Origin of the sequence: Pseudomonas sp. 2822-15, assembly GCF_002742515.1 — a bacterium.
GTDB lineage: Bacteria > Pseudomonadota > Gammaproteobacteria > Pseudomonadales > Pseudomonadaceae > Aquipseudomonas > Aquipseudomonas salomonii.
In genome coordinates this window covers 1-23,401 of record NZ_LJRY01000156.1, presented here as the reverse complement: position 1 = coordinate 23,401, position 23,401 = coordinate 1, and the positions used below count along the sequence as shown (strand labels likewise).

Below are 23,401 nucleotides of genomic sequence, written 5' to 3'. Positions count from 1 at the left end.
GTCCTTCAAGCAGATTTCGGGATGAGGCGCTCAAACAGCGCCTCCAGGGTATTAAAGCGTTCTTCGGCACGCTCCATCGGTACCATGAATTTGAACAGCGTAGCCCCTTCGAACTTGTAGCGGTTGGGTTGGCCCTGAATCAGTTTGATCAGCACCAATGGGTCCACCGGCGTTTGCGCCTCGAACTCGATGCGCCCACCCTGCGGCCCGGCGTCGACCTTCTTGATGCCCAACTGTTCGGCCTGCAGTTTCAGCAGCGTCAGGCGCACCAGGTTCTTGGTTGGTTCGGGCAGCAGGCCGAAGCGGTCGATCATCTCGACTTGCAAGTCCTTGAGGCCTTCTTCGTCGGTGGCCGAGGCGATGCGCTTGTACAGAATCAGCCGCGCATGCACGTCGGGCAGGTAGTCTTCGGGAATCAACGCCGGCAAACGCAGGTTGATTTCCGGGCCGCCGCCCAAGGGTTGGTCGAGGTTCGGTTGTTCGCCCTTGCGGATGGCTTTCACTGCGCGCTCGAGCATCTCCATATACAAGGTGAAACCCACGGCCTGGATCTGTCCGCTCTGGCCGTCGCCGAGCAATTCGCCGGCGCCACGGATTTCCAGGTCGTTGGTGGCCAGCACAAAACCGGCACCGAGGTCCTGGGTATTGGCGATCGCTTCCAGGCGCTTTTCGGCATCGGAGGTGATCTGTTGGCGCGGCGGAGTCAGCAGGTAGGCATAGGCTTGGTGGTGACTACGGCCCACACGGCCACGCAGCTGGTGCAATTGCGCCAGGCCAAACTTGTCGGCGCGCTCGATGATGATGGTGTTGGCGCTTGGCACGTCGATGCCGGTCTCGATGATGGTCGAGGCAATCAGCACGTTGAAGCGCTTGTGGTAGAAGTCGCTCATGACTTGTTCGAGTTCACGTTCGCGCATCTGCCCGTGGCCGATGGCGATGCGCGCTTCCGGCACCAGTTCGGCGAGGTCGGCGGCGCATTTCTCGATGGTCTTCACGTCGTTGTGCAGGTAGTAAACCTGCCCGCCGCGCAGCAGTTCACGCAACAAGGCTTCCTTGACCGTGCTTTTGTTCTGCTCCATCACAAAGGTGCGCACCGACAACCGCCGTGCGGGTGGGGTGGCAATGATCGACAGGTCGCGCATCCCCGACACGGCCATGTTCAGCGTGCGTGGGATCGGCGTCGCGGTGAGCGTCAGAATGTCGACTTCGCTGCGCAGGGCCTTGAGCTGTTCTTTTTGCCGCACACCAAAGCGGTGCTCTTCGTCGATGATCACCAGGCCCAGGTTCTTGATCTTCACATCGTCCGACAGCAGCTTGTGGGTGCCGATCACGATATCGATCTTGCCCTCGGCCAAATCGGCGATGGCGGCGTTCACTTCCTTGGCGGATTTGAAGCGGCTCATCACTTCCACCGTCACCGGCCAGTCGGCAAAGCGGTCGCGGAAGCTGTTGTAGTGCTGCTGGGCGAGCAGGGTGGTCGGCACCAGAATCGCTACTTGCTTGCCACCGTGCACGGCAATAAAGGCCGCGCGCATGGCCACTTCGGTTTTGCCGAAGCCCACGTCGCCGCATACCAGGCGGTCCATCGGCTTGGGCGCCAGCATGTCGGCGCGCACCGCTTCGATGGTGGTTTGCTGGTCCGGGGTTTCTTCGAAGGCAAAACCGGCGCTGAAGGTGGCGTAGTCGGCTTTCGGGTCGGCGAACGCATAGCCTTCACGGGCGGCACGGCGGGCATAGATGTCGAGCAACTCGGCCGCCACGTCGCGCACCTGTTCGGCGGCTTTGCGCTTGGCTTTCTGCCAGGTCTCGGAGCCCAGGCGGTGCAACGGCGCCAGCGCGTCGTCGCTGCCGGTGTAGCGTGCGATCAGGTGCAGGCTGGCCACCGGCACGTAAAGCTTGGCGCCTTCGGCGTATTCCATGGTGAGGAATTCGGCGGCCTGATTGTCGATCTCCAGGGTCTGCAAACCCAGGTAGCGGCCCACGCCATGGTCGATATGCACCACGGGCGCGCCTTCGCGCAGTTCGGTGAGGTTCTTGATCACCGCGTCGTTGTTGGCGTCGGCGCGTTTTTCTCGGCGCCGGCGCTGCATCACGCGCTGGCCGAACAGCGGGCTCTCGGCGATGAGTGCCAGCGCCGGGTCGTCCAGCAGCAAGCCTTCGTCCAGCGGTGCGATGGTGATCGCCAGGCGCTCTTTGCTGGCGACGAAATCCGGCCAGCTGTCGACGGTTTTCGGGCGCAGCTTCAAGCGTTCCAGCAGCTCCAGCAGCACTTCGCGACGGCCGGCGGATTCGGCGGTAAACAGCACACGGCCTGGGAAGTCGCCAATGAAATTCGACAGCGCTTCCAGTGGCTGGGTGGCTTTGGCCTGAATTGCCAGGTCCGGCAAGGTGCTCGCCGGGAAGCGCTCGCGGCCACTGCCGGCGTCCACTTCCTGCTGGCTGGCAACCACGCGTGGCCAGTTTTTCAGGCGGGCGAAGCAGTCTTCCACCGGCAGGAACAGCTCGGCGGGCGGCAATAAAGGCCGCGACGGGTCGACGCGGCGCTCTTCGTAGCGGTTGCGCACATCGTTCCAGAAGTTTTCCGCCGCCTGCTCGATGCCCGGCAGCGAGAACACCTGGGTGTCTGCGGGCAGGTAATCGAACAGGGTGGAGGTTTCATCGAAGAACAGCGGCAGGTAGTACTCGATACCGGCCGGGGTAATCCCGCTGCTTAGATCCTGAAAGATCGGGCAGCGGCGGAAGTCGACGTCGAAGCGTTCGCGAAAGCGCGCCTTGAAGCGCGTGACCGCGTCTTTTTGCAGCGGGAATTCCCGCGCCGGCAGCAGCTTGATCGACTCGACTTTGTCGATGGAGCGCTGGTTGTCCGGGTCGAAGGTGCGCAGCGTCTCGATTTCGTCATCGAACAGGTCGATGCGGTACGGCAGTTTGCTGCCCATCGGGAACAGGTCGATCAACGCACCCCGCACCGCAAACTCGCCGTGTTCGTACACGGTGTCGACGCAACGGTAACCGCTGGCTTCCAGGCGCGTGCGCATCTGCTCCACATCGAGCTTCTGGCCGACATCCAGCACCAGGCTGCTGCCGAGCAGAAACTTGGTCGGCGCCAGGCGGTGCAGGGCGGTGGTGATCGGCACCACCAGCACGCCGTGGGCCAGTTCCGGCAGGCGGTAGAGGCTGGCGATGCGCTGGGAGATGATGTCCTGGTGCGGCGAGAACAGGTCGTAGGGCAGGGTTTCCCAGTCGGGGAAATGCAGCACCGGCAAATCGGGGGCGAAGAAGCTCAGCTCCTGCTCCAGCCGCTCGGCGCTTTGGCTGTCGGCGGTAAGCAGCAGGGTAAAGCGCTTGGCTGCGCTGGCAGCCTCGGCAATGGCCAGGCTCAGGGCGGCACCGGGCAGGTTGCCCCAGTGCTGTTTACCTGCCGCGGCAGGGAGAAGCGGTAGACGCAGAACGGGCACGGAAGGTTGAGCTCCAAGCGTTGCGACAAAGTCGGTAATTGTAGCGGTCCAAGGTGCCGCCTGTCAGTTGCTGACTGAGCCTATTACGGTTTGCAGGAAATGTAGTGGCTAAGACAAACAATGGCGGGTTTTGACTCAATATGTAGTGCCATTTTGCGTGGATGTTTCGGAGGGTTACGGACAAGTTGGCACAATCGCGGCATGGGCGGTCTGCTGAAACCCGCGTGTTTCCTGGCTTGTGGCGGGGGGGGGTTTTTTTTCAACGGCTTTTTGTTGTGCTCGGCGCATTGCTCAACGGGCAGTCGGACGACATAATGTAGCCCCTTTTTTCTGCCCCTACATGTGGAAGGTTCCCGTGACTCAGAAGCCCGACCAGTGTCTTGGTGAATGGATCGACCGTGAAGCACTCGCTGAAGCGATGATTCCGCTTATCGGTCAGCTGTACCGCAATAACAATGTGGTGAGCTCGATCTATGGCCGCAGCCTGATCAACCAGTCTGTCATCGCGATTCTCAAAGCGCACCGCTTTGCGCGTCACCGTTCCGCCGACGACAGCGAACTCTCCGTCCACGAAACATTCCCACTGCTCAAAGCCATGAGCGAGCTCAAGCTCGGCGCGGCTTCGGTAGACCTGGGCAAGTTGGCTTACAAGTTCCGCAAGGAAGGTGCCGGCCGCAGCGCCGAGCAGTTCGTGCGTGAAGAAATGGCCGATGTGGTTGGCCAGCAAAACGCCGCAGCCCGCAAAGGCACCGACGTGGTGTTGTACGGCTTCGGTCGTATCGGCCGCCTGCTGGCGCGCATCCTGATCGAAAAAACCGGTGGCGGCGACGGCCTGCGCCTGCGTGCCATCGTGGTGCGCAAAGGCGCCGAGAACGACCTGACCAAGCGCGCCAGCCTCTTGCGCCGCGACTCGGTACACGGCCCGTTCAACGGCACCATCGTCATCGATGAAGAAAACAACACCATCACCGCCAACGGTAACCTGATCCAGGTGATCTACGCGAAGAACCCGGCCGAGGTGGATTACACCCAGTACGGTATCAAGGACGCACTGCTGGTGGACAACACCGGCGTATGGCGTGATGCCGAAGGCCTGGGCCAGCACCTGGCCTGCCCGGGTATCGACCGCGTTGTGCTGACTGCGCCCGGCAAGGGCAAGCTCAAGAACATCGTGCACGGTATCAACCACGGCGAAATCACCGCTGACGACAAGATCGTGTCCGCCGCTTCCTGTACCACCAACGCCATCGTGCCGGTGCTGAAGGCTGTGAATGACAAGTTCGGCATCGTTAACGGTCACGTTGAAACGGTTCACTCGTACACCAACGACCAGAACCTGATCGACAACTTCCACAAAGGCGATCGCCGTGGCCGTAGCGCCGCGCTGAACATGGTGATCACCGAGACCGGTGCCGCCACTGCTGCTGCCAAGGCCCTGCCTGAGCTGGCCGGCAAGCTGACCGGTAACGCGATCCGCGTACCGACGCCGAACGTGTCGATGGCCATTCTCAACCTCAACCTTGAGAAAGCCGCCACCCGCGAAGAGATGAACGAGTACCTGCGCTACATGGCGCTGCACTCCGACCTGCATAAGCAGATCGACTTCGTTAACTCGCAGGAAGTGGTGTCCACCGACTTCGTAGGCTCGCGCCACGCCGGTGTGGTCGACGCTGAAGCGACCATTAGCCAAGACAACCGCGTTGTACTGTACGTGTGGTACGACAACGAGTTCGGCTACAGCTGCCAGGTGGTTCGTGTGATGGAAGACATGGCCGGGGTTAACCCGCCTGCGTTCCCGCGCTAAGCCTTTGTGCTAAATGAAAAAGCCCCGACTGGTTCGGGGCTTTTTTGTGTCTGTGGGTTTTGTGGTGAATGTCAGGGCCTCATCGCGGGCAAGCCCGGCTCCCACAGTTTTGATGTGTGAACACCGTCAAATGTGGGCGCTGGCTTGCCTGCGATAGCGGTCTATCAGGCGCCGCCAACCACCGAAGCCTGCGCCGTCCGCAGTTCATGCCGATTGCCTTTAAACAGCACCAGCGTCGCAATCAACCCCAGCACCGCCGCGCCACTCAGCCAAATCCCCGGTGCCGCCTTGTTATCCAGCACATGGATCAGATAAGTACAGGCCGCCGGCGTAAATCCACCAAAGGTCGCCGTCGCCAGGCTGTAAGCCAGCGAAAACCCGGTGGTGCGCACTTCAATCGGCATGATCTCGGTAAGCGCCACCACCATCGCCCCGTTGTACGAGCCATACAGGAACGACAACCACAACAGCACGATCAGTAGATGGCTGAAGCTCGGATTCGCCACCAGCCACGACAGCGCCGGGTACGCCGTGAGAATCGCCAGAATCGTCGCCCCTAGCAGTAAGGGTTTACGCCCGATCTTGTCGGACACCGCGCCCATCACCGGCAGCCAGATAAAGTTGGAAATGCCCACGCACACCGTCACCAGCAACGCATCGAAGTCGGACAGGTGCAGTTCGGCCTTGCCGAAGGTCGGGGTGTAGGCGGTGATCAGGTAGAACGACACGGTGGTCATCACCACCAGCGCCATGCCGGCAATGACAATGCCGAAGTTCTGGCCGATCGAACGCACGATTTCCTGCAGGGTAGGGCGGTGTTTACGCGCCTGGAACTCAGGGGTTTCTTCCAGCGAACGGCGAATCACGAAGATCACCGGCACGATCAGGCAGCCGATCAGGAACGGCACGCGCCAGCCCCAGTCGCCCATCTCTTCGGGGCTGAGCCAGTGGTTGAGGCCCACGCCGAGCAAACCGGCGAACACCACCGCAGCCTGTTGGCTGGCGGACTGCCAACTGACAAAAAAGCCTTTGCGGCCCGGCGTGGCGATTTCCGCCAGGTACACCGACACACCGCCCAGCTCGACGCCGGCGGAGAAACCTTGCAACAAGCGGCCAAACAGCACCAGCAACGGCGCCGCAACGCCCAGGGTGGCGTAGCCAGGCACACAGGCAATCAGGATGGTGCCCGCAGCCATCAAGGCCAGGGTGATGACCAGACCCTTTTTACGGCCGTGGCGGTCGATATAGGCGCCGAGGAAGATTGCGCCCAGGGGCCGCATCAGGAAGCCGGCGCCGAAGGTCGCCAGGGACAACATCAGCGAGGCGAAGGCGCTGTCGCTGGGGAAGAAGGTTTTGGCAATGGCCGTGGCGTAGAAGCCATAGACCATAAAGTCGAACATCTCGAGGAAGTTGCCGCTGACAACGCGAAAAATCGCTTTGCCCTTGCCCGTGGTAGTGGACATGTCATGCACTCATTTTGGCTATCTTATTAGTGATCCCTGGTCATCATTCGTCCTTGCTGCAGTTTTGTAACCATATGTGTATTAGCCACCACCGGCAATAAAAATTGATAGCAAGCTGGCTAAATGCGCGAACGTCATTGGCGATGGAGATCACTGTGGGAGCTGGCTTGCCTGCGATAGCGGTGGGTCAGCCATCCATTTGCTGGCTGGCACACCGCTATCGCAGGCAAGCCAGCTCCCACAGGGGTTATTGGGTGTTTTTCGGGGCGGTGATTAGTTCAGGAGGGCGTTGCGCAGGCTGTCCGACAGGCCTTTGGGCGCCAGCCAGATACCGAGGTAGGCTTTCGCCAGTTCATCGTCACGACTGCTGAACACCACCTGCGCATTGATCTCCAGGTTCAGCCCACGCCCAGGGCGAAAATCCAGGGCATACCGATCGCCCGTGCGGATGTTGCGGAAACTGGCGTGCAGTTGGTCCAGCTCGGGCTTCAGGCGGGCGAGGGTTGCAGCGGATTGCTGGCGTTCGAGGGTGGCCGTAGCGGCCTTGATCACATCATTGCGGTCGATGTCGCGAAAGTAATACAGCGCCAGGCGCACAGCCTTTCGCTGGTCCCAGGCCTGTTTGGCGCTGATATCAGTTGGAGCGTAGAGCGCGGCTGCATAGACATCCGCCCAGAGATACACCAGCACCGCCTGGTTTTTCAGCGCCAGTTCATGAGACTGCGCCGGGAAGCCAGCCTGTTTGAGCCGGTCTGCCTCATTGGCATGCACCGCAAACGAAAAAATCATCATTAAACACAAAACCACATGTCGCATAATGGCCCCGCCTGCGAAGGTGCGTGTCAGCAGTGTAATGCCAGTTTGCAGTTCCTGTAGTAAAGGCAAGACTGGCCTACGACGCGACCAAGGGTTAATGTGCGCGGCGTTGAGCCTTATATAGACTGTGCCCCGGCTCACACACTTGAGCCAAAAATTTCCTTCATGCCCGCTGGCCGCGGCATGATTTAGCCAGGCGTCCAACCGTACGCCTGGCCTGTTCTGAGGAGTACGCATGGCTGTCTACAACTACGACGTAGTGGTACTGGGTTCCGGCCCGGCTGGAGAAGGTGCGGCAATGAACGCCGCCAAAGCGGGGCGCAAGGTGGCGATGGTCGATAGCCGTCGCCAGGTCGGCGGTAACTGCACCCACCTGGGTACCATCCCGTCCAAGGCCTTGCGTCACTCGGTGCGCCAGATCATGCAGTTCAACACCAACCCGATGTTCCGGGCCATTGGTGAGCCGCGCTGGTTCTCGTTCCCGGACGTATTGAAAAGCGCGGAAAAAGTCATTTCCAAACAAGTTGCTTCGCGCACCGGCTACTACGCCCGTAACCGCGTCGACCTGTTTTTCGGCACCGGCAGCTTTGCCGACGAGCAAACCGTCGAAGTGGTCTGCGCCAACGGCGTGGTCGAAAAACTGGTGGCCAAGCACATCATCATCGCCACCGGTTCGCGCCCGTATCGCCCGGCCGATATCGATTTCCACCACCCGCGTATCTACGATAGCGACACCATCCTGAGCCTGGGCCACACCCCGCGCAAACTGATCATTTATGGCGCCGGCGTGATCGGCTGTGAATACGCCTCGATCTTCAGCGGCCTGGGCGTGTTGGTGGAACTGGTCGACAACCGCGACCAGTTGCTGAGCTTCCTCGACTCGGAAATCTCCCAGGCGTTGAGCTACCACTTCAGCAACAACAACATCACCGTGCGCCACAACGAAGAGTACGAGCGGGTCGAAGGCCTGGATAACGGCGTGATTCTGCACCTCAAGTCGGGCAAAAAGATCAAGGCCGACGCCTTGCTGTGGTGCAACGGCCGTACCGGCAACACCGACAAGCTGGGCATGGAAAACATCGGGGTCAAGGTCAACAGCCGTGGCCAGATCGAAGTGGACGAGAACTACCGTACCTGCGTACCGAACATCTACGGTGCCGGTGACGTGATCGGCTGGCCGAGCCTGGCCAGTGCCGCCCATGACCAGGGCCGTTCGGCCGCCGGCAGCATTGTCGACAATGGCAGCTGGCGCTACGTGAACGACGTGCCGACCGGGATCTACACAATTCCCGAGATCAGCTCGATCGGCAAGAACGAGCACGAACTGACCAAGGCCAAGGTGCCTTACGAAGTCGGCAAGGCGTTCTTCAAGAGCATGGCGCGTGCGCAGATCGCCGGTGAGCCGCAGGGCATGCTGAAGATTCTGTTCCACCGTGAAACCCTTGAGGTTCTCGGCGTGCATTGCTTCGGCTACCAGGCCTCGGAGATCGTGCACATCGGCCAGGCGATCATGAACCAGCCGGGTGAGCAAAATACCCTCAAGTACTTTGTAAACACCACGTTCAACTACCCGACCATGGCCGAAGCCTATCGGGTAGCGGCCTACGACGGCCTCAACCGGCTTTTTTGAGCGGCTCCGGCCGGTGGCCTGAGCCGGCCGGGGAGACCGATTTCAGTAATTCTCGAGGGTGGCAGTGGCCAAACCGGGAAAGTCTGTAATCAGGCTATCTACGCCGAAGTCGGCGAGCCTGCGCATCAGCGCAGGTTCGTTGACCGTCCACACGGACACGTGCAAACCCTGGCGCTGGGCTTTTTCCAGGCGCTCGGGGGTGCACAGCGTCCAGTTCAATGCCAGGTATTCACAGCCGTAGTTCTGCGCGACCTTCAACGGGTCGAGCCAGGCGTATTCGGCCACCAGGCCGCGTGACAGGTCGGGGGTGAGTTCCACCGCTGCTTTTAATACTTCCCGCGAACTTGAAGTGACGGTGACCTTGTCCATCAGGCCATGTCGCACCGCCATCTCGCGGATCGCCAACACGGTGGTCGCGGCGCGGGTGCGTGAGGCGCTTTTGACTTCCAGCTGCCAGTGATCGAAGTCGCACTGTTCGAACAGTTCTTCCAGGCGCGGAATCGGGCACGGTTTGACCCAGCCTGGGCCACCTTTGCGCGCGTCCATCTTTACCAGGTCCGCCGCCGAATACTCGACGACCTTGCCGCGCCGGTCGGCGGTGCGCTTGAGGGTCGGGTCGTGGATCACCATCAACTCGCCGTCCATGGACAGGTGCAAGTCCAGTTCGCAACGGCGTACACCGTGCTTGAGGCACTCCTGAAAGCTGGTCAGGGTGTTTTCCGGTGCTTCGCCTTTGGCACCGCGGTGGCCGTAAATCTGGGTCACAGTTGCTCCTTTGCGCCAGATAGCCTGGCGTAGTCAATACGTATTCAGAGGTCGTCGCTTTGTTCCCGCGCCAGACGGCGTTCCTGGGCCTGTTTCTGCAGGATATAGCGCGCCAGCAACTGGCGTTGGGCGTCGGTCATGGATTCGAACTCCGTGCCCACGTCAAAACTATCGCCCTTGGGGTCGCAATGCGTCACGCGTGCGCGCAGCAGCAGGCCGAGCGCCTGGGGCATCAGCACCAGTTTGACCGCCAGATGCGCGCCGGGCGCCAGGGGCGTGGGGTGTTGGAAGTCGATGCCGCCTTCGGAGATGATGACCGGCTGCGGCGCGCCGACCTCGTCCAGCAGACCACGGGCCATGATCTGGCTGAGCAGATCCACGCGTTTGTTCTGGACTTTGAGGAAGGCCGCCAGGCTGCGATCCTTCTCGCTGATCTGGCGCAGCAGGTGCTGGGCTTCGAATTCGCTGAGGTGCAGTTCGCTGAGCAGATTGAATAGCGGGGAATCATCCAGCAACACTTCCTTGCTCGCCGCTTCGGGGGCAGACAGTGTGCTGATTTGCAGTGCGATCATGTCGTCGATACGGTAGTATTCGCGGCGTTCTTCTTCATCTAATGTCGACATGGCGAACCCAAAGTAGCGGTAATGGTCTGAGTGTAAAGCTGCTTACCTGACCCCGCCACCGGGACGTCTTCTTTTCCTCCGAACAAGCCCCGACATGTTCAGACCTCTCTTCGTATTTATCGGCACGCGTTATACCCGTGCAAAGCGCCGCAATCATTTTGTGTCGTTCATTTCCCTGACCTCGATGATCGGGCTCGCCTTGGGCGTGGTCGTGATGATCGTGGTGCTGTCGGTGATGAATGGCTTCGATCATGAGATGCGCACCCGCGTGCTGGGCATGGTGCCCCACGCGACCATCGAGTCCGATGAGCCCATCAACGACTGGCAAAGCCTGGCCGCCAAGGTCAAGCAGAACCCCAAGGTAGTGGCCGTTGCGCCCTTTACCCAGATGCAGGGGCTGCTGACCAACGATGGCAAGGTGCAGAAGATCCTGCTCAATGGCGTCGACCCGGCCCAGGAACGTAACGTGTCGATCATCGACAAGTTCATGTTGCAGGGCAAACTCGACGACCTGGCGCCCGGCAGCTTCGGCATCGTGATCGGCGACAAGGCCGCGGCCAAGCTCGGTGTGGGCATCGGCGACAAACTCACCTTTGTCGCGCCGGAAGTCACCGTGACCCCGGCCGGCATGTTCCCGCGCATGAAGCGCTTCACCGTGGTCGGCACCTTCCACGTCGGCGCCGGCGAAATCGACGGCTACCTGGGGCTCACCAACCTTACCGACCTGGCGCGCCTGCATCGCTGGCAGCCGGATCAGGTGCAGGGCCTGCGCCTGAAGTTCAACGACCTGTTCGAGGCACCGCGCGGCGCCTGGGAAATCGCCCAGCACCTGGGCGACTCGCAGTACTACGCCCGTGACTGGACCCGCACCCACGGCAACCTCTACCAGGCCATCCGCATGGAAAAAGCCATGATCGGCCTGCTGTTGCTGCTGATCGTCGCCGTGGCCGCGTTCAACATCATCTCCACCCTGGTGATGGTGGTGAACGACAAGAAGGGCGATATCGCCATCCTGCGCACCCTGGGCGCCACGCCGGGGCAGATCATGGCGATCTTCATGGTGCAGGGCACCGTGATCGGCGTGGTCGGCACCTTGATCGGCACCGCCGTCGGCATTCTGGCCGCGCTGAACGTCAGCGCCGCCATCGCCGCGCTGGAAAAACTCATCGGCCACAAGTTTCTCAACGCCGACGTCTACTTCATCGACTACTTGCCGTCCCAGGTTCAGGCCCAGGACGTGTTGATGGTGGGCGGCGCCGCGTTGCTATTGAGTTTCCTTGCCACCCTGTATCCAGCCTGGCGCGCGGCACGCACCCAGCCAGCACAGGCCTTACGTTATGAGTGAATCGGGCATGAGTGAAAAAGCTATTTTGAGCTGCCGCAACCTGGGCAAATCCTACGAGGAAGGCCCGGAATCGGTGGTGGTGTTGTCCAACCTGCAGCTGGAGCTGCATCCGGGCGAGCGCGTGGCGATCGTCGGCAGTTCCGGTTCCGGCAAAAGTACCTTGCTCAACCTGTTGGGCGGCCTGGACACACCTTCGGAGGGCAGCGTGTGGCTGGCCGGTGAAGAGCTGTCGGCACTCGGTGAAAAAGCCCGTGGCCAACTGCGCAACCGTTCGCTCGGTTTTGTGTACCAGTTCCACCATCTGCTGCCGGAATTCACCGCACTGGAAAACGTGTGCATGCCGCTGCTGATCGGCAAGACCGCGATCCCCGAAGCCCGCCAGCGCGCCAAGGCACTGCTGGAGCGCGTCGGCCTCGGCCATCGCCTGGAGCACAAACCGGCTGAACTGTCCGGCGGCGAACGCCAGCGTGTGGCCATTGCCCGTGCCCTGGTGAACAACCCCGGCCTGGTGATGCTCGATGAGCCGACCGGCAACCTCGACTCGCACACCGCGCAAGGCATCAAGGACTTGATGCTGGAACTGAGCACCCAGATGCGCACTGCGTTCCTGGTGGTGACCCATGACATGAGCATGGCCCGCCAGATGGACCGCGTGTTGCACCTGCAGGAAGGTCATCTGGTCGCCATCTGACCCGTTTCAAGCCTGGCTTTTTAAAGCCGGGCTTTTTCATTTTTTTAAACGGTGCCCGCGAATGTTCAGACCGTTATCGATTTTTATCGGCACGCGCTATACCCGCGCCAAGCGCCGCAACCGTTTTGTCTCGTTTATCTCGATGACCTCGATGATCGGCCTCGCCCTGGGCGTATTGGCAATGATCGTGGTGCTGTCGGTGATGAACGGCTTTCAGCGTGAAATGAGCACGCGCATTCTCGGCATGGTGCCCCATGCCACCATCGTCGGTGTGAACCCGATTGACAACTGGCAGCCCGTGGCCGCCGCCGCATTGAAGAACCCCGAGGTCACGGCTGCGGTGCCATTCACACAAATGGACGGCATGTTCTCCTACAAGGGCGCGATGCAGCCGATCGAGATCAGCGGCGTTGACCCGGCCCAGGAAGGCAAGGTGTCGATCGTGGCCCAGCATATCGTGCGCGGCAAACTCGAAGACCTCAAAGCCGGCGAGTTCGGCGTCGTGATCGGCGACATCACCGCACGGCGTTTTCGCCTGAACGTGGGCGACAAGCTGACCCTGATCGTGCCGGAAATCAGCACGGCCGCACCGGGTGGCATCACCCCGCGCATGCAGCGCTTGAACGTGGTCGGTATCTTCAAGGTCGGCGCCGAGCTGGATGGCTCCATGGCCCTGATCAACATGGCCGACGCCGCCGAGATCCAGCATTGGCAGCCGAACCAGGTGCAAAGCGTGCGCCTGGCGGTGAAGGACTTGTACGCCGCACCCAAGGTTTCGGCGGACATTGCCGCGAGCCTGGGCGCCGACTACAAGCCGGATGACTGGACCCACACCCAGGGCAGCCTGTTCAGCGCCATGAAGATGGAAAAGACCATGATCGGCCTGCTGTTGCTGATGATCGTCGCCGTCGCTGCGTTCAACATCATCGCCACCCTGATCATGGTGGTGAACGACAAAGGCGCGGACATCGCGATTTTGCGCACCATCGGCGCCACGCCACGACAGATCATGGCGATCTTCATGGTGCAGGGCACGGTGATTGGTATCGTCGGCACCTTGATCGGCGGCGTACTGGGCGTGATTGCGGCGCTGAACGTGAGTGAACTGGTGGGCTGGCTGGAGCGCGTGACCGGGCAGCATATCTTCAGTTCGGACGTGTACTTCGTCAGCAACCTGCCTTCCGAGCTGCAAGGCGGCGATGTGCTGCTGATTTGCACGGCCGGGTTTGTGCTGAGCTTTATGGCGACGATTTACCCGGCGTATCGGGCGGCGAAGATTGAGCCGGCGCATGCGTTGAGATATTCGTAACATCGATCGTTCCCACGCTCCGCGTGGGAATGCAGCCCGTGACGCTTCGCGTCACTAAGAGCGGACGCAGAGCGTCCAGTGAGGCGTTCCCACGCGGAGCGTGGGAACGATCATCTGTGCCCCTTGGGCAACTCAATCACAAACCTTGTCCAGCCCATTCCAGACTCACAATAAATCTGCCCTCCATGCGCCCGCACAATCGACTGGGTAATCGCCAACCCCAGCCCCGCATGCTCGCTGCTGCCTTCACGGCGCGCCGGGTCTGCCCGATAGAACCGATCAAACAATTTAGGTAACAAAGCCGCTGGAATACCTTCCCCAGTATTGGCGACGGTCAGCGTCACAGCCTGTGCGCTTTCCGTTATCCGCACCCGCACCTCGCCACCCACCGGGGTAAACCGCAGCGCGTTATCCAGCAAGTTCGACACGGCCCGGCGCAACATACCGCGATCGCCCGCCGTTCGGGCCGTGCCCTCGCACACCAGATTGACCTGCGCGTCTTCGGCCAACAGCGCAAAAAACTCCAGCAACGCCTCCACTTCATCGTGCAGCGCCAGCGCTTCGCGCTTGGGCATCAGCAGGCCATGGTCGGCTTTGGCCAGGTACAACATGTCATTCACCAACTGCGCCATCCACTGCAACTCCTCCAGGTTGCTGTGCAGCGCCTCGCGGTAGTCCTCCAGCGGGCGCGGCTGGGTGAGGATCACCTGGGTGTGGGTCAGCAGGTTCGACAGCGGCGTGCGCAGTTCATGGGCGATATCGGCGGAGAAGGCCGAAAGGCGCTGGAACGCATCGTCGAGCCGACCCAGCATTGCGTTAAACGCCTGGGCGAGTTCGGCCAACTCCACCGGCATGTGCGCCTGGGGCAAGCGTTGGGTCAGGGAGTGGGCCGACACGCCGGCCGCCACTTCACTCATGCGCCGCAACGGCCGCAGCCCGCTGCGCGCAGCCCACGCACCGAGCAGCGCGGTGGCTAGGGCGGACAAGCCGACCGTGAGCCAGATCAACCGCTGCATGCGTTGCAGAAAGTGCTGGTGGTGCGTGATGTCGAGGATCAGCGACAGTTGCGGCGAACCGGCTTGGCCGGCCAGTAACGGCGCGTTGTACACGCGATAATCGGTGCCGGCATTTTGCAGGCTGTGCAGGCCGGGCGCTGCGGGCAGCGTGACGCTCGGCGCGCCATCAAACCAGCGTTGGCCGGCGGCGCTGATGCGCAAGGCGAGGTCCGGCTGGCGGCTGAGTTCGGCACGCAGTTGCGCTTCTCGCTGAGTAAAGGACGCCAGTGAGTCGACGCCTTGTAAGGTGCTGCGCAGCGCGATCAGTTTGCCGTCGAGTTGCTGCTGGTCCAGTTCGATAAAGTGCGCTTCGCTGGCCTGGTTGAACAATACGCCAGCGATGAGCGAGACCACCGCCGTACAGCCGGCAAATAACAGGGCCAGACGGCTGGCCAGGGACAGGCGCGCAATCAATTGCACCGTTCCTCCAGCACATAGCCCATGCCGCGCACGGTGTGGATCAGCTTGGTGGGGAAGTTGTCATCGACTTTAAGGCGCAAGCGGCGGATCGCCACTTCGATGATATTGGTGTCGCTGTCGAAATTCATGTCCCACACCTGGGAGGCAATCAGGCTCTTGGGCAGCACTTCACCCTGGCGGCGCAGCAGCAGTTCGAGCAAGGCGAACTCCTTGGCGGTGAGGTCGATGCGCTGGCCGTCGCGCTCGACGCGGCGGCGGATCAGGTCCAGGCGCAGGTCGGCCAGTTGCAGCGCAGTTTCCTGCGGCGTGCTGCTGCCACGGCGCAACAGGCTGCGCACCCGCGCCAGCAGTTCGGAGAAGGCGAAAGGCTTGACCAGATAATCATCGGCGCCCAGTTCCAGGCCATGCACGCGGTCTTCCACCGCGTCGCGGGCGGTGAGGAACAACACCGGGATTTCCAGGCCGGCACTGCGCACGGCGTGCAGGATTTGCCAGCCGTCGCGGCCGGGCAGCATCACGTCGAGGATCAGCAGGTCGTAATCGCCGGTCAATGCCAAATGCTGCCCGCTCGTGCCGTCGGCCACCAACTCGGTGGTAAAACCAGCCTCGGTCAGGCCCTGGCGCAGGTAGTGGCCGGTTTTCGGTTGGTCTTCAACGATCAGCAGTTTCATGGGCAACTCTTGGCAACAGGTGACGATGGGCTTTATACCGTGGGCGGCAGCGTCAGGGCGCAACCTGACAAAGTTGTAATCTAGCAGTCAGCTGGCTGGCAGCAGGGCCATCTTAAAGTGCTGAGCAAGCTGGACACACTTTTTTGGAGAAGCATCATGGCGTTGCGTACACCACTGTTATTGGCGGGCTGTTTGTTGGCATTGAGCGTTAATGCAATGGCCGACGAGGCCCACACCTATGCGTTTGGCCAGCCGGCACCGGCCGATAAGGCCACGCGCACGGTGGAAGTGACCTTGCAGGACATTTCCTTTTCGCCCAAGTCCTTGGACGTAAAGGCCGGTGAGACGGTGCGCTTTGTGCTGGTCAACAAAGGCCAGTTGCTGCACGAGTTCAACCTGGGCGATGCGGCGATGCACGCCGAACACCAGAAAGAAATGCTCAAGATGCAGGCCAGCGGCATGCTCACGGCCACCGGCATGGGCAAGATGGACCACGCCGCCATGGGGCATGGCGATATGGGCGGCATGAAGCATGACGATCCCAACAGTGTGCTGGTGGAGCCGGGCAAGACCGCCGAGCTGACCTGGACCTTCACCAAGGCCACCGGTCTTGAGTTTGCCTGCAACATTCCGGGGCACTATCAGGCGGGTATGGTCGGCAAACTGACCGTTGAGTGAGGCGATTCTTAAGGGCGGGAGCAAAGGCTGGTAGACTGGCGCGGTTTATTTAGCCAGGTTTCCGCCATGCATCCCGCAGCCGAACATTCGCCGCTGGGCAAGTCCAGTGAATACATCTCCACCTACACGCCATCGCTGCTGTTCCCGATCCCTCGCGCCGCCAAATGGGCCGAGCTGGGGCTGACTGCCGAAACGCTACCTTATAAAGGCGTGGATTTCTGGAACTGCTTTGAACTGTCGTGGTTGCTGCCATCCGGCAAGCCGGTGGTGGCCATCGGTGAGTTCAGCATCCCGGCCGAGTCGCCGAACATCATCGAGTCCAAGTCGTTCAAGTTGTACCTCAACTCGCTGAACCAGACCGCGTTTGCCGACACGCAGAGCCTTGAAGCTACCTTGCGCACCGACCTCAGCGCCGCCGCCGGCCTGCCTGTGAGTGTGCGCATCCGCAGCCTGGCCGAGGTTGAGGCTGAAGGCGTGATGGCGTTGCCGGGGGCGTGTATTGACGAGCTGGACATCAGCGTCAGCAACTACGAACACCCGCGCCCGGAACTGCTGCGGTGCGATGACTCGCGCGTGGTTGAGGAGAGCGTGCACAGCCACCTGCTCAAATCCAACTGCCCGGTCACCAGCCAGCCGGATTGGGGCAGCGTGGTGGTGGAATACCGTGGCCACGCGCTGGATCACGCCAGTTTGCTGGAATATATCGTGAGCTTCCGCCAGCACTCGGACTTTCATGAGCAGTGCGTGGAGCGCATCTTTCTGGACTTGCAGCGGTTGCTCAAGCCGGAGAAGTTGACGGTGTATGCGCGCTATGTGCGGCGCGGTGGGTTGGATATCAACCCGTATCGCAGCACGGAGAATGTGCAGTTCCAGAACGTGCGCCTGGCTCGCCAATAAGCGTCACACAAAACTAAATGTGGGAGCTGGCTTGCCTGCGATAGCGGTCTATCAGTCATACATCGGGTGACTGATAGACCGCTATCGCAGGCAAGCCAGCTCCCACAGTTGGTTCTGTGTTGGGCGTAGGATCGTATTAGATCCCGATATTGCCCAAGGTGATCATGATATTGCGTAATGTCCCGGAAATGACCGGGTGTTCAGCATCGAACTCTATGGCTGCTTGATTCACATCGTCGGAAATACTGGGTGTCTGGGTGGCCGGTTCAAGTTCGAGTTGTAATTCGAACTTGGCAATCAAGGCTTCCAGTGCTTCACGTTTTTCTTCAGACAGCGGCGGTTGCTGTTCCAACTGCCCGCGCAGGATGTTGACCTGTTCTTCAAGTTTTATGCGGTCAGGCATGACGTTCTTCCTTTTATCGATAGGCACTGGCATAGACCGCGGCTCGCCGTGAAAGGTCTACGGGCTGACCTGTAGATTAATCCACCGGCGCCTTGAGTGCATGATCTCTATCAGGGCTTCTCGCCTTTAAGCTGGCGCAGGCTGATATCCGCCAGGCACGTGCCCAACTCGCCAAGGTGATCGATCACCGAATGCACGCCCAGCCCATACAGCGCCACCGTGGCTTTACCGCGCTTGTGCTCGCGTTGCTGCTCGGTCAGCGCCTGCCATTGTTCCGGCGACAGGCCGCACAGCGAGCCGCAGGACGCCAGGCCGATGGTCCACAACCCGGCATTGAGGCCCGATTGCAGCAAACGCGGCTCGCCGCTGACCAGCACGCAGCCTTCGAGGCGTTGGATATTCAGTTCCATCAAGGCTTGCCAGCAGGCGTGCGGCGCCGGCCAGCGGATCGTGGAGGGCGGCGTGGCTTTGAGCCAAGCGGGCAGGGCAGCCGCCAGCGGGGTGGTGACCGCGGCGGGCAGTTCATCCAGCCAGGCGCAGGGCACGCCCTGGTCCGTGAGGCTGCGCAGAATCTTCAGCGCGCCGGGCGTAGCCTGGGAGCCGGGGTTGGGCGAGTCGGTGCGGGCCTGGGAACCGAAATCCACCAGGCAGCCACTCAGGCCAAACAGTACGGCAGTCAAGGTGGGAGCGCTGGCGACGGCAATTTCGGCGTGAGGCATTTCGACTTCCCTGAAATAACTATCCTGAAATAGCTACGACGCTATCCGCGCTGCATGACAAGCGGATGACACTTAACCTGTTTGTAGGAATTTTGTGCATTTTGCGTATGTCGATTCCTCGTTACTGCCTAAATCCACCCATCCGTCATATACTGACAGTCTTATTCAGGGCATAGCGCCCATGACAGACCATTCAAGGAGCCAAAGCTATGCGCTGGAGCCAGTACTTCGCTCAGCTATCTGTGTGTGCAACCATCCTGCTCGTCCCGTTCGCGGCCCAGGCTGCGTCGGAAGACGATCCATGGGAAAGCGTCAACCGCCCGATCTTCACCTTCAACGACACCGTTGATACCTACGCGCTCAAGCCGATTGCCCAGGGTTATCAATTTGTAACCCCGCAATTTGTGCAAGACGGCATCCACAACTTCTTCCGCAACATCGGCGATGTCGGCAACCTGGCCAACAACGTGCTGCAGCTCAAGCCGCACGCCGCCGGTGTAGATACCGCCCGCCTGTTGATGAACACCACCTTCGGCGTGCTCGGCTTTGTGGATGTCGGCACCAAAATGGGGCTGCAACGCAGCGATGAAGACTTCGGCCAGACCCTCGGCTACTGGGGCGTCGGCAGCGGTCCTTACGTGATGCTGCCGCTGCTGGGCCCAAGCACCCTGCGTGATGCGCCGTCCAAATACGTCGACAGCTACACCCAACCGTACCGCTACATGAACGATATCGGCTGGCGCAACAGCACCTTCGGCCTGAACATCGTTGATACCCGTGCCAGCCTGCTCGACAGCGAGAAGCTGATCACTGGCGACAAGTACACCTTTATCCGTAACGCTTACCTGCAGAACCGTGAGTTCAAGGTAAAAGACGGCAAGGTCGTCGACGACTTTTAAGCCGTGACGTTTTGAAATGAAAAAAAGGCGACCTCTATAGGTCGCCTTTTTTGTGCGCGGTTTTCAACGCATTTTCAAGATCCTGAGGCCCAGGTGCTGGCGCTCGCCATCGTTTTTGGCCCACACCACCTCGGTGTCCGCTTCCAGGCCCGCAAGGGCGGCGTGCTCCGAATCGATGCGCACGGTCAGTGTGTCCCCGACCTGAAATTGGCGAGGGGCCTCAACCTGCATGCCGGAGCTGGAAAGGTCCACGCAAACCCCGGCAATCTCTTGCCCGGCGTGGATCAAAGACACATCGGCATCCACGCGCATGCGGATGAAATCGCGTTTTTCTTCGTAGCCGCGCTCATGTTCGCTCACGGGTTCCATCCTTACTTTGTGTTGTGGTGGTGACTGTTCTTATAACTCCCGGTGATTTGCGGTGTAAAGACGCCCGGCGACCATCGGCATGAGCTTGAAACCCCTGACGGATGGGAGTACCGTCTGCGCCTTAGAAGGGCACCTCTGCTTTACCGTTGTGCATGGGAGAAATCCCAATGCTTTGTAGGACAGAGAGGCTAGAAAGCGAATCCAGTACGTGAGCCCGGCCATTGCCGAGCCGCCTACGCCAACCTAATTCTGGCGCCGTTTGCCCACATGCAAAAAACCAGTGCCACGCTGCTGATAATCGATGACGACGAAGTAGTGCGCGCGAGCCTCGCGGCCTATTTGGAAGACAGTGGCTTCAGCGTCCTGCAGGCCAGCAATGGCCAACAGGGTCTCCAGGTGTTCGAGCGCGACAAGCCCGACCTCGTGATCTGCGACCTGCGCATGCCCCAGATGGGCGGCCTTGAGCTGATTCGCCAGGTAACCGAGCGTGCGCCGCAGACGCCAGTGATTGTTGTGTCCGGTGCCGGCGTGATGAACGATGCTGTCGAGGCCCTGCGCCTGGGCGCCGCCGACTACCTGATCAAGCCCCTGGAAGACCTGGCGGTGCTGGAGCACTCGGTGCGCCGCGCGCTGGACCGTGCCCGCCTGCTGCTGGAAAACCAGCGCTATCGCGAAAAGCTCGAAACCGCCAACCGCGAACTCGAAGCCAGCCTCAATCTGCTCCAGGAAGACCAGAACGCCGGTCGCCAGGTGCAGATGAACATGTTGCCGGTGAGCCCGTGGACCATTGACGAATTCAATTTCGCGCACCAGATCATCCCGTCGCTGTACCTGTCGGGTGATTTCGTCGACTACTTCCGCGTCGATGAGCGACGTGTGGCGTTCTACCTGGCCGACGTATCCGGCCACGGCGCTTCTTCGGCTTTTGTGACCGTGTTGTTGAAGTTCATGACCACACGGCTGTTGTTCGAATCCAAGCGCAATGGCACCTTGCCGGAGTTCACTCCCTCCCAGGTGCTCGGCCACATCAATCGGGGCCTGATCAGCTGCAAGCTGGGTAAGCACGTGACGATGGTCGGCGGCGTTATTGATGAAGAAACCGGTCTTTTGACCTACAGCATTGGCGGCCACCTGCCGATGCCGGTTTTATACACTCCCGACAGTGTGCGTTACCTGGAAGGCCGTGGTTTGCCGGTGGGCTTGTTTAACGAAGCCACCTACGAAGACCACATCCTGGAACTGCCGCCGACGTTCAGCCTTACGCTGATGTCCGACGGCATCCTGGACCTGCTTCCAGAGCCTACACTCAAAGAGAAAGAAGCCGCCTTGCCCCAAAAGGTCAAGTCGGCGGGCGGCAGCCTGGATGGTCTGCGGCAAGTTTTTGGATTGGCCACGCTAGGGGAGATGCCGGATGATATCGCCCTATTGGTGTTGAGCAGGAATCTTTGATGAGTACCGGAAGAATCCAATTCGCCGAGCAAGACGGGACCTTCGTCCTCAAGTTTGTGGGTGAAGTGCGCCTGACCTTGTGTTCGGCGCTGGATGCGACGATTGAGCGGATCTTCACCGCGCTGAACTTCTCAGCGATCGTGATCGATCTGACCGAAACCCGCAGCATCGATAGCACAACCCTGGGCCTTTTGGCCAAGTTGTCCATTCTGTCTCGGCAGAAGGTCGGCCTGTTGCCGACGGTGGTCACCACCCACGAAGACATCACCCGGCTGTTGCAGTCCATGGGCTTTGATCAAGTGTTCAACATCGTTGATCGCCCGATCCCGTGCCCGGAATGCCTGACCGACCTGCCTTCGCAAGACCAGTCCGAAGAAATCGTACGGGTCAAGGTGCTGGAAGCACACAAGATTTTGATGGGCCTGAACGAGTCCAACCGCGAAGCCTTCCACGACCTGGTCAACGCGCTGGAACGCCACTAGGCCCCGGACTTGAAACCCAATCCAATGTGGGAGCTGGCTTGCCTGCGATAGCGGTGTGTCAGCCACCTATTCATTACTGACCCACCGCTATCGCAGGCAAGCCAGCTCCCACAGTTTGAATTGAGTTTGGTTTGAAGTCGGCGAAACACAAAAAAGGGCGGCACCCTCACAGGTGCCGCCCTTTTTGTCGCCGCCTGCCTTACAGCTTGGCAGTCAACAACGCCTCCAGCTTCTCCTGGTCCCGAGCAAACTGACGAATCCCCTCTGCCAGCTTCTCAGTCGCCATCGCATCCTCGTTGGACTCCCAACGGAACTGCGCTTCAGTCAAATGCACCCGCGCTTCACCGGCATGGCCTGGCGCCAACTTGCGCTCCAGCTTGCCTTCATCGGCGGCCAGCTTCTCCAGCAGGTCCGGGCTGATGGTCAGGCGGTCACAGCCGGCCAGCTCTTCAATCTGGCTGAGGTTACGGAAGCTTGCACCCATGACTACGGTTTTATAGCCATTGGCCTTGTAGTAGTTGTAGATGCGCGTCACCGACTGCACGCCCGGATCTTCCGAACCGGTGTAGTCGTTGCCGTTGGCCTTCTTGTACCAATCGTAGATACGGCCCACGAACGGCGAAATCAGGAACACACCGGCTTCGGCGCAGGCCACGGCCTGGGCAAACGAAAACAGCAGCGTCAGGTTGGTCTGAATGCCTTCTTTTTCCAGCTTCTCCGCTGCGCGGATGCCTTCCCAGGTGGAGGCGATCTTGATCAGCACGCGGTCACGACCTACGCCGGCTTTGTCGTACAGGTCGATCAGACGGTGCGCACGCTTGAGAATCGCGGCTTCATCGAACGACAAACGCGCATCCACCTCAGTGGAAATACGCCCCGGCACCACTTTGAGAATCTCTTGACCTACCGCCACCGCAAAACGGTCGCTGGCCAGGCCCACGTCACCGTTGCAGTCCTTAACGCACTCATCCAGCAGCTTGGCATAGCCTGAGATCGAAGCGGCCTTGAGCAGCAGGGAAGGGTTGGTGGTGGCGTCTTGTGGCTTGAGCTTGGCGAGGGTAGAAAAATCGCCGGTATCGGCTACAACGGTGGTGAATTGCTTGAGTTGTTCCAGCTTGGAAGTCATGGGCGTGCTCTGTCCTGTGGGTCTGATGACATTACCCGAGCGCCGACAAGCGCTCAAGGGCGCAAATACATTCGGTCGTTTGCGCGGGCAACAACCTGAAAACAGCCGTTTGAATCACCGGCCATACTGCTAAATAGGAGACCAAAACCCCCGACAGGTTCAACCCAAGTTCCCCGAGCCACCGCAGCTCCCGTGTGAAAGCTGGCCTCCTGTGGCGAGCAGGCTTGCCCTGCGTTGGGCTGCGAAGCAGCCCCAGTAAGGCGATGGAGGTTTTCAATGAGAACGCCGTCATAGTTATCAGGGCCGCTGCGCGCCCCAACGCAGGGCAAGCC

At 60.5% G+C, this 23,401-nt stretch carries 21 protein-coding genes; 10 read left to right on the top strand and 11 right to left on the bottom strand.

The window, feature by feature from the left end:
- Positions 1-5 precede the first annotated feature (5 nt).
- Positions 6-3,455 (bottom strand): transcription-repair coupling factor, encoded by a 3,450-nt coding sequence (gene mfd, locus AOA59_RS01695; protein ID WP_099485634.1) that lies wholly within the window; start codon positions 3,453-3,455, stop codon positions 6-8.
- A gap of 340 nt (positions 3,456-3,795) precedes the next feature.
- On the opposite strand from mfd, the gene AOA59_RS01690 reads away from it, so the two are divergent.
- A complete protein-coding gene (locus tag AOA59_RS01690; protein ID WP_065929185.1) occupies positions 3,796-5,259 on the top strand; it encodes a glyceraldehyde-3-phosphate dehydrogenase in 1,464 nt (487 codons plus the stop codon).
- A gap of 164 nt (positions 5,260-5,423) precedes the next feature.
- Here the strand turns inward: AOA59_RS01690 and AOA59_RS01685 are convergent, their stop codons facing one another.
- The gene (locus AOA59_RS01685) at positions 5,424-6,722 is read right to left on the bottom strand and encodes an MFS transporter (protein ID WP_058419623.1); all 1,299 of its coding nucleotides are present in this window, start codon (positions 6,720-6,722) and stop codon (positions 5,424-5,426) included.
- 273 nt (positions 6,723-6,995) lie between these two features.
- Entirely contained in the window at positions 6,996-7,538 is a 543-nt protein-coding gene (locus tag AOA59_RS01680) for a chalcone isomerase family protein (RefSeq protein ID WP_099485632.1), read from the bottom strand.
- 235 nt (positions 7,539-7,773) lie between these two features.
- Between AOA59_RS01680 and sthA the strand changes: the two genes are divergently transcribed.
- Positions 7,774-9,168 (top strand): Si-specific NAD(P)(+) transhydrogenase, encoded by a 1,395-nt coding sequence (sthA, locus tag AOA59_RS01675; protein ID WP_003189670.1) that lies wholly within the window; start codon positions 7,774-7,776, stop codon positions 9,166-9,168.
- A gap of 42 nt (positions 9,169-9,210) precedes the next feature.
- On the opposite strand, the gene AOA59_RS01670 is transcribed toward sthA, so the two are convergent.
- Positions 9,211-9,933 carry a glycerophosphodiester phosphodiesterase gene (locus tag AOA59_RS01670; RefSeq protein WP_099485631.1) on the bottom strand — a complete coding sequence of 241 codons (723 nt, stop codon included), beginning with the start codon at positions 9,931-9,933 and terminating at the stop codon, positions 9,211-9,213.
- A 44-nt stretch (positions 9,934-9,977) separates the two neighbouring features.
- Positions 9,978-10,556: a PilZ domain-containing protein gene (locus tag AOA59_RS01665; protein ID WP_065929189.1), complete on the bottom strand. Its 579-nt coding sequence runs from the start codon at positions 10,554-10,556 to the stop codon at positions 9,978-9,980.
- Between the two features lie 94 nt (positions 10,557-10,650).
- Between AOA59_RS01665 and AOA59_RS01660 the strand changes: the two genes are divergently transcribed.
- The 3 genes from AOA59_RS01660 (at position 10,651) to AOA59_RS01650 (ending at position 13,901) form a co-directional block, all read left to right on the top strand.
- Complete coding sequence (locus AOA59_RS01660) at positions 10,651-11,901, top strand: lipoprotein-releasing ABC transporter permease subunit (RefSeq protein ID WP_099485629.1); 1,251 nt, start codon at positions 10,651-10,653, stop codon at positions 11,899-11,901.
- A gap of 7 nt (positions 11,902-11,908) precedes the next feature.
- Positions 11,909-12,592 carry a lipoprotein-releasing ABC transporter ATP-binding protein LolD gene (lolD, locus tag AOA59_RS01655; RefSeq protein WP_020372695.1) on the top strand — a complete coding sequence of 228 codons (684 nt, stop codon included), beginning with the start codon at positions 11,909-11,911 and terminating at the stop codon, positions 12,590-12,592.
- A 61-nt stretch (positions 12,593-12,653) separates the two neighbouring features.
- A complete protein-coding gene (locus tag AOA59_RS01650) occupies positions 12,654-13,901 on the top strand; it encodes a lipoprotein-releasing ABC transporter permease subunit (RefSeq protein ID WP_056857275.1) in 1,248 nt (415 codons plus the stop codon).
- Between the two features lie 110 nt (positions 13,902-14,011).
- Here AOA59_RS01650 and AOA59_RS01645 read toward each other — a convergent pair whose 3' ends face one another.
- Complete coding sequence (locus AOA59_RS01645) at positions 14,012-15,370, bottom strand: heavy metal sensor histidine kinase (RefSeq protein ID WP_099486294.1); 1,359 nt, start codon at positions 15,368-15,370, stop codon at positions 14,012-14,014.
- The gene (locus AOA59_RS01640; protein WP_058419626.1) at positions 15,367-16,047 is read right to left on the bottom strand and encodes a heavy metal response regulator transcription factor; all 681 of its coding nucleotides are present in this window, start codon (positions 16,045-16,047) and stop codon (positions 15,367-15,369) included. Before AOA59_RS01640 ends, AOA59_RS01645 begins: the two co-directional genes overlap by 4 nt.
- A gap of 156 nt (positions 16,048-16,203) precedes the next feature.
- Between AOA59_RS01640 and AOA59_RS01635 the strand changes: the two genes are divergently transcribed.
- Together AOA59_RS01635 and queF are read left to right on the top strand one after the other, a co-directional pair.
- Positions 16,204-16,725 carry a plastocyanin/azurin family copper-binding protein gene (locus AOA59_RS01635; RefSeq protein WP_099485627.1) on the top strand — a complete coding sequence of 174 codons (522 nt, stop codon included), beginning with the start codon at positions 16,204-16,206 and terminating at the stop codon, positions 16,723-16,725.
- Positions 16,726-16,791: 66 nt separating this feature from the next.
- On the top strand, positions 16,792-17,622 hold the full coding sequence (gene queF / locus AOA59_RS01630; protein ID WP_099485625.1) for an NADPH-dependent 7-cyano-7-deazaguanine reductase QueF: 831 nt from the start codon (positions 16,792-16,794) through the stop codon (positions 17,620-17,622).
- A gap of 136 nt (positions 17,623-17,758) precedes the next feature.
- Here queF and AOA59_RS01625 read toward each other — a convergent pair whose 3' ends face one another.
- Complete coding sequence (locus tag AOA59_RS01625) at positions 17,759-18,025, bottom strand: DUF4404 family protein (RefSeq protein WP_053255059.1); 267 nt, start codon at positions 18,023-18,025, stop codon at positions 17,759-17,761.
- A 110-nt stretch (positions 18,026-18,135) separates the two neighbouring features.
- Positions 18,136-18,744: a phosphatase gene (locus AOA59_RS01620; RefSeq protein WP_099485623.1), complete on the bottom strand. Its 609-nt coding sequence runs from the start codon at positions 18,742-18,744 to the stop codon at positions 18,136-18,138.
- Between the two features lie 209 nt (positions 18,745-18,953).
- On the opposite strand from AOA59_RS01620, the gene AOA59_RS01615 reads away from it, so the two are divergent.
- Positions 18,954-19,643, top strand: a complete 690-nt coding sequence (locus AOA59_RS01615) for a VacJ family lipoprotein (protein WP_099485621.1) — start codon at positions 18,954-18,956, stop codon at positions 19,641-19,643.
- 63 nt (positions 19,644-19,706) lie between these two features.
- Here the strand turns inward: AOA59_RS01615 and AOA59_RS01610 are convergent, their stop codons facing one another.
- Entirely contained in the window at positions 19,707-20,003 is a 297-nt protein-coding gene (locus AOA59_RS01610; protein ID WP_099485619.1) for a PilZ domain-containing protein, read from the bottom strand.
- Between the two features lie 276 nt (positions 20,004-20,279).
- Between AOA59_RS01610 and rssB the strand changes: the two genes are divergently transcribed.
- Together rssB and rssC are read left to right on the top strand one after the other, a co-directional pair.
- On the top strand, positions 20,280-21,461 hold the full coding sequence (gene rssB, locus AOA59_RS01600) for a two-component system response regulator RssB (RefSeq protein WP_069788603.1): 1,182 nt from the start codon (positions 20,280-20,282) through the stop codon (positions 21,459-21,461).
- Positions 21,461-21,943 (top strand): anti-sigma factor antagonist RssC, encoded by a 483-nt coding sequence (rssC, locus tag AOA59_RS01595; RefSeq protein WP_010212025.1) that lies wholly within the window; start codon positions 21,461-21,463, stop codon positions 21,941-21,943. Before rssB ends, rssC begins: the two co-directional genes overlap by 1 nt.
- Positions 21,944-22,142: 199 nt before the next feature.
- On the opposite strand, the gene tal is transcribed toward rssC, so the two are convergent.
- Positions 22,143-23,069, bottom strand: coding sequence for a transaldolase (tal, locus tag AOA59_RS01590; protein WP_065929198.1), 927 nt, complete (start codon positions 23,067-23,069; stop codon positions 22,143-22,145).
- Positions 23,070-23,401 lie beyond the last annotated feature (332 nt).

Excerpts from the sequence above, each read along its gene's own strand:
- AOA59_RS01690 (WP_065929185.1), top strand. The coding sequence starts at position 3,796 with ATGTGGAAGGTTCCCGTGACTCAGAAGCCCGACCAGTGTCTTGGTGAA.
- AOA59_RS01685 (WP_058419623.1), bottom strand. The coding sequence starts at position 6,722 with ATGTCCACTACCACGGGCAAGGGCAAAGCGATTTTTCGCGTTGTCAGC.
- AOA59_RS01680 (WP_099485632.1), bottom strand. The coding sequence starts at position 7,538 with ATGCGACATGTGGTTTTGTGTTTAATGATGATTTTTTCGTTTGCGGTG.
- sthA (WP_003189670.1), top strand. The coding sequence starts at position 7,774 with ATGGCTGTCTACAACTACGACGTAGTGGTACTGGGTTCCGGCCCGGCT.
- AOA59_RS01665 (WP_065929189.1), bottom strand. The coding sequence starts at position 10,556 with ATGTCGACATTAGATGAAGAAGAACGCCGCGAATACTACCGTATCGAC.
- AOA59_RS01660 (WP_099485629.1), top strand. The coding sequence starts at position 10,651 with ATGTTCAGACCTCTCTTCGTATTTATCGGCACGCGTTATACCCGTGCA.
- lolD (WP_020372695.1), top strand. The coding sequence starts at position 11,909 with ATGAGTGAAAAAGCTATTTTGAGCTGCCGCAACCTGGGCAAATCCTAC.
- AOA59_RS01650 (WP_056857275.1), top strand. The coding sequence starts at position 12,654 with ATGTTCAGACCGTTATCGATTTTTATCGGCACGCGCTATACCCGCGCC.
- AOA59_RS01640 (WP_058419626.1), bottom strand. The coding sequence starts at position 16,047 with ATGAAACTGCTGATCGTTGAAGACCAACCGAAAACCGGCCACTACCTG.
- AOA59_RS01635 (WP_099485627.1), top strand. The coding sequence starts at position 16,204 with ATGGCGTTGCGTACACCACTGTTATTGGCGGGCTGTTTGTTGGCATTG.
- queF (WP_099485625.1), top strand. The coding sequence starts at position 16,792 with ATGCATCCCGCAGCCGAACATTCGCCGCTGGGCAAGTCCAGTGAATAC.
- AOA59_RS01625 (WP_053255059.1), bottom strand. The coding sequence starts at position 18,025 with ATGCCTGACCGCATAAAACTTGAAGAACAGGTCAACATCCTGCGCGGG.
- AOA59_RS01620 (WP_099485623.1), bottom strand. The coding sequence starts at position 18,744 with ATGCCTCACGCCGAAATTGCCGTCGCCAGCGCTCCCACCTTGACTGCC.
- AOA59_RS01615 (WP_099485621.1), top strand. The coding sequence starts at position 18,954 with ATGCGCTGGAGCCAGTACTTCGCTCAGCTATCTGTGTGTGCAACCATC.
- rssB (WP_069788603.1), top strand. The coding sequence starts at position 20,280 with ATGCAAAAAACCAGTGCCACGCTGCTGATAATCGATGACGACGAAGTA.
- rssC (WP_010212025.1), top strand. The coding sequence starts at position 21,461 with ATGAGTACCGGAAGAATCCAATTCGCCGAGCAAGACGGGACCTTCGTC.
- tal (WP_065929198.1), bottom strand. The coding sequence starts at position 23,069 with ATGACTTCCAAGCTGGAACAACTCAAGCAATTCACCACCGTTGTAGCC.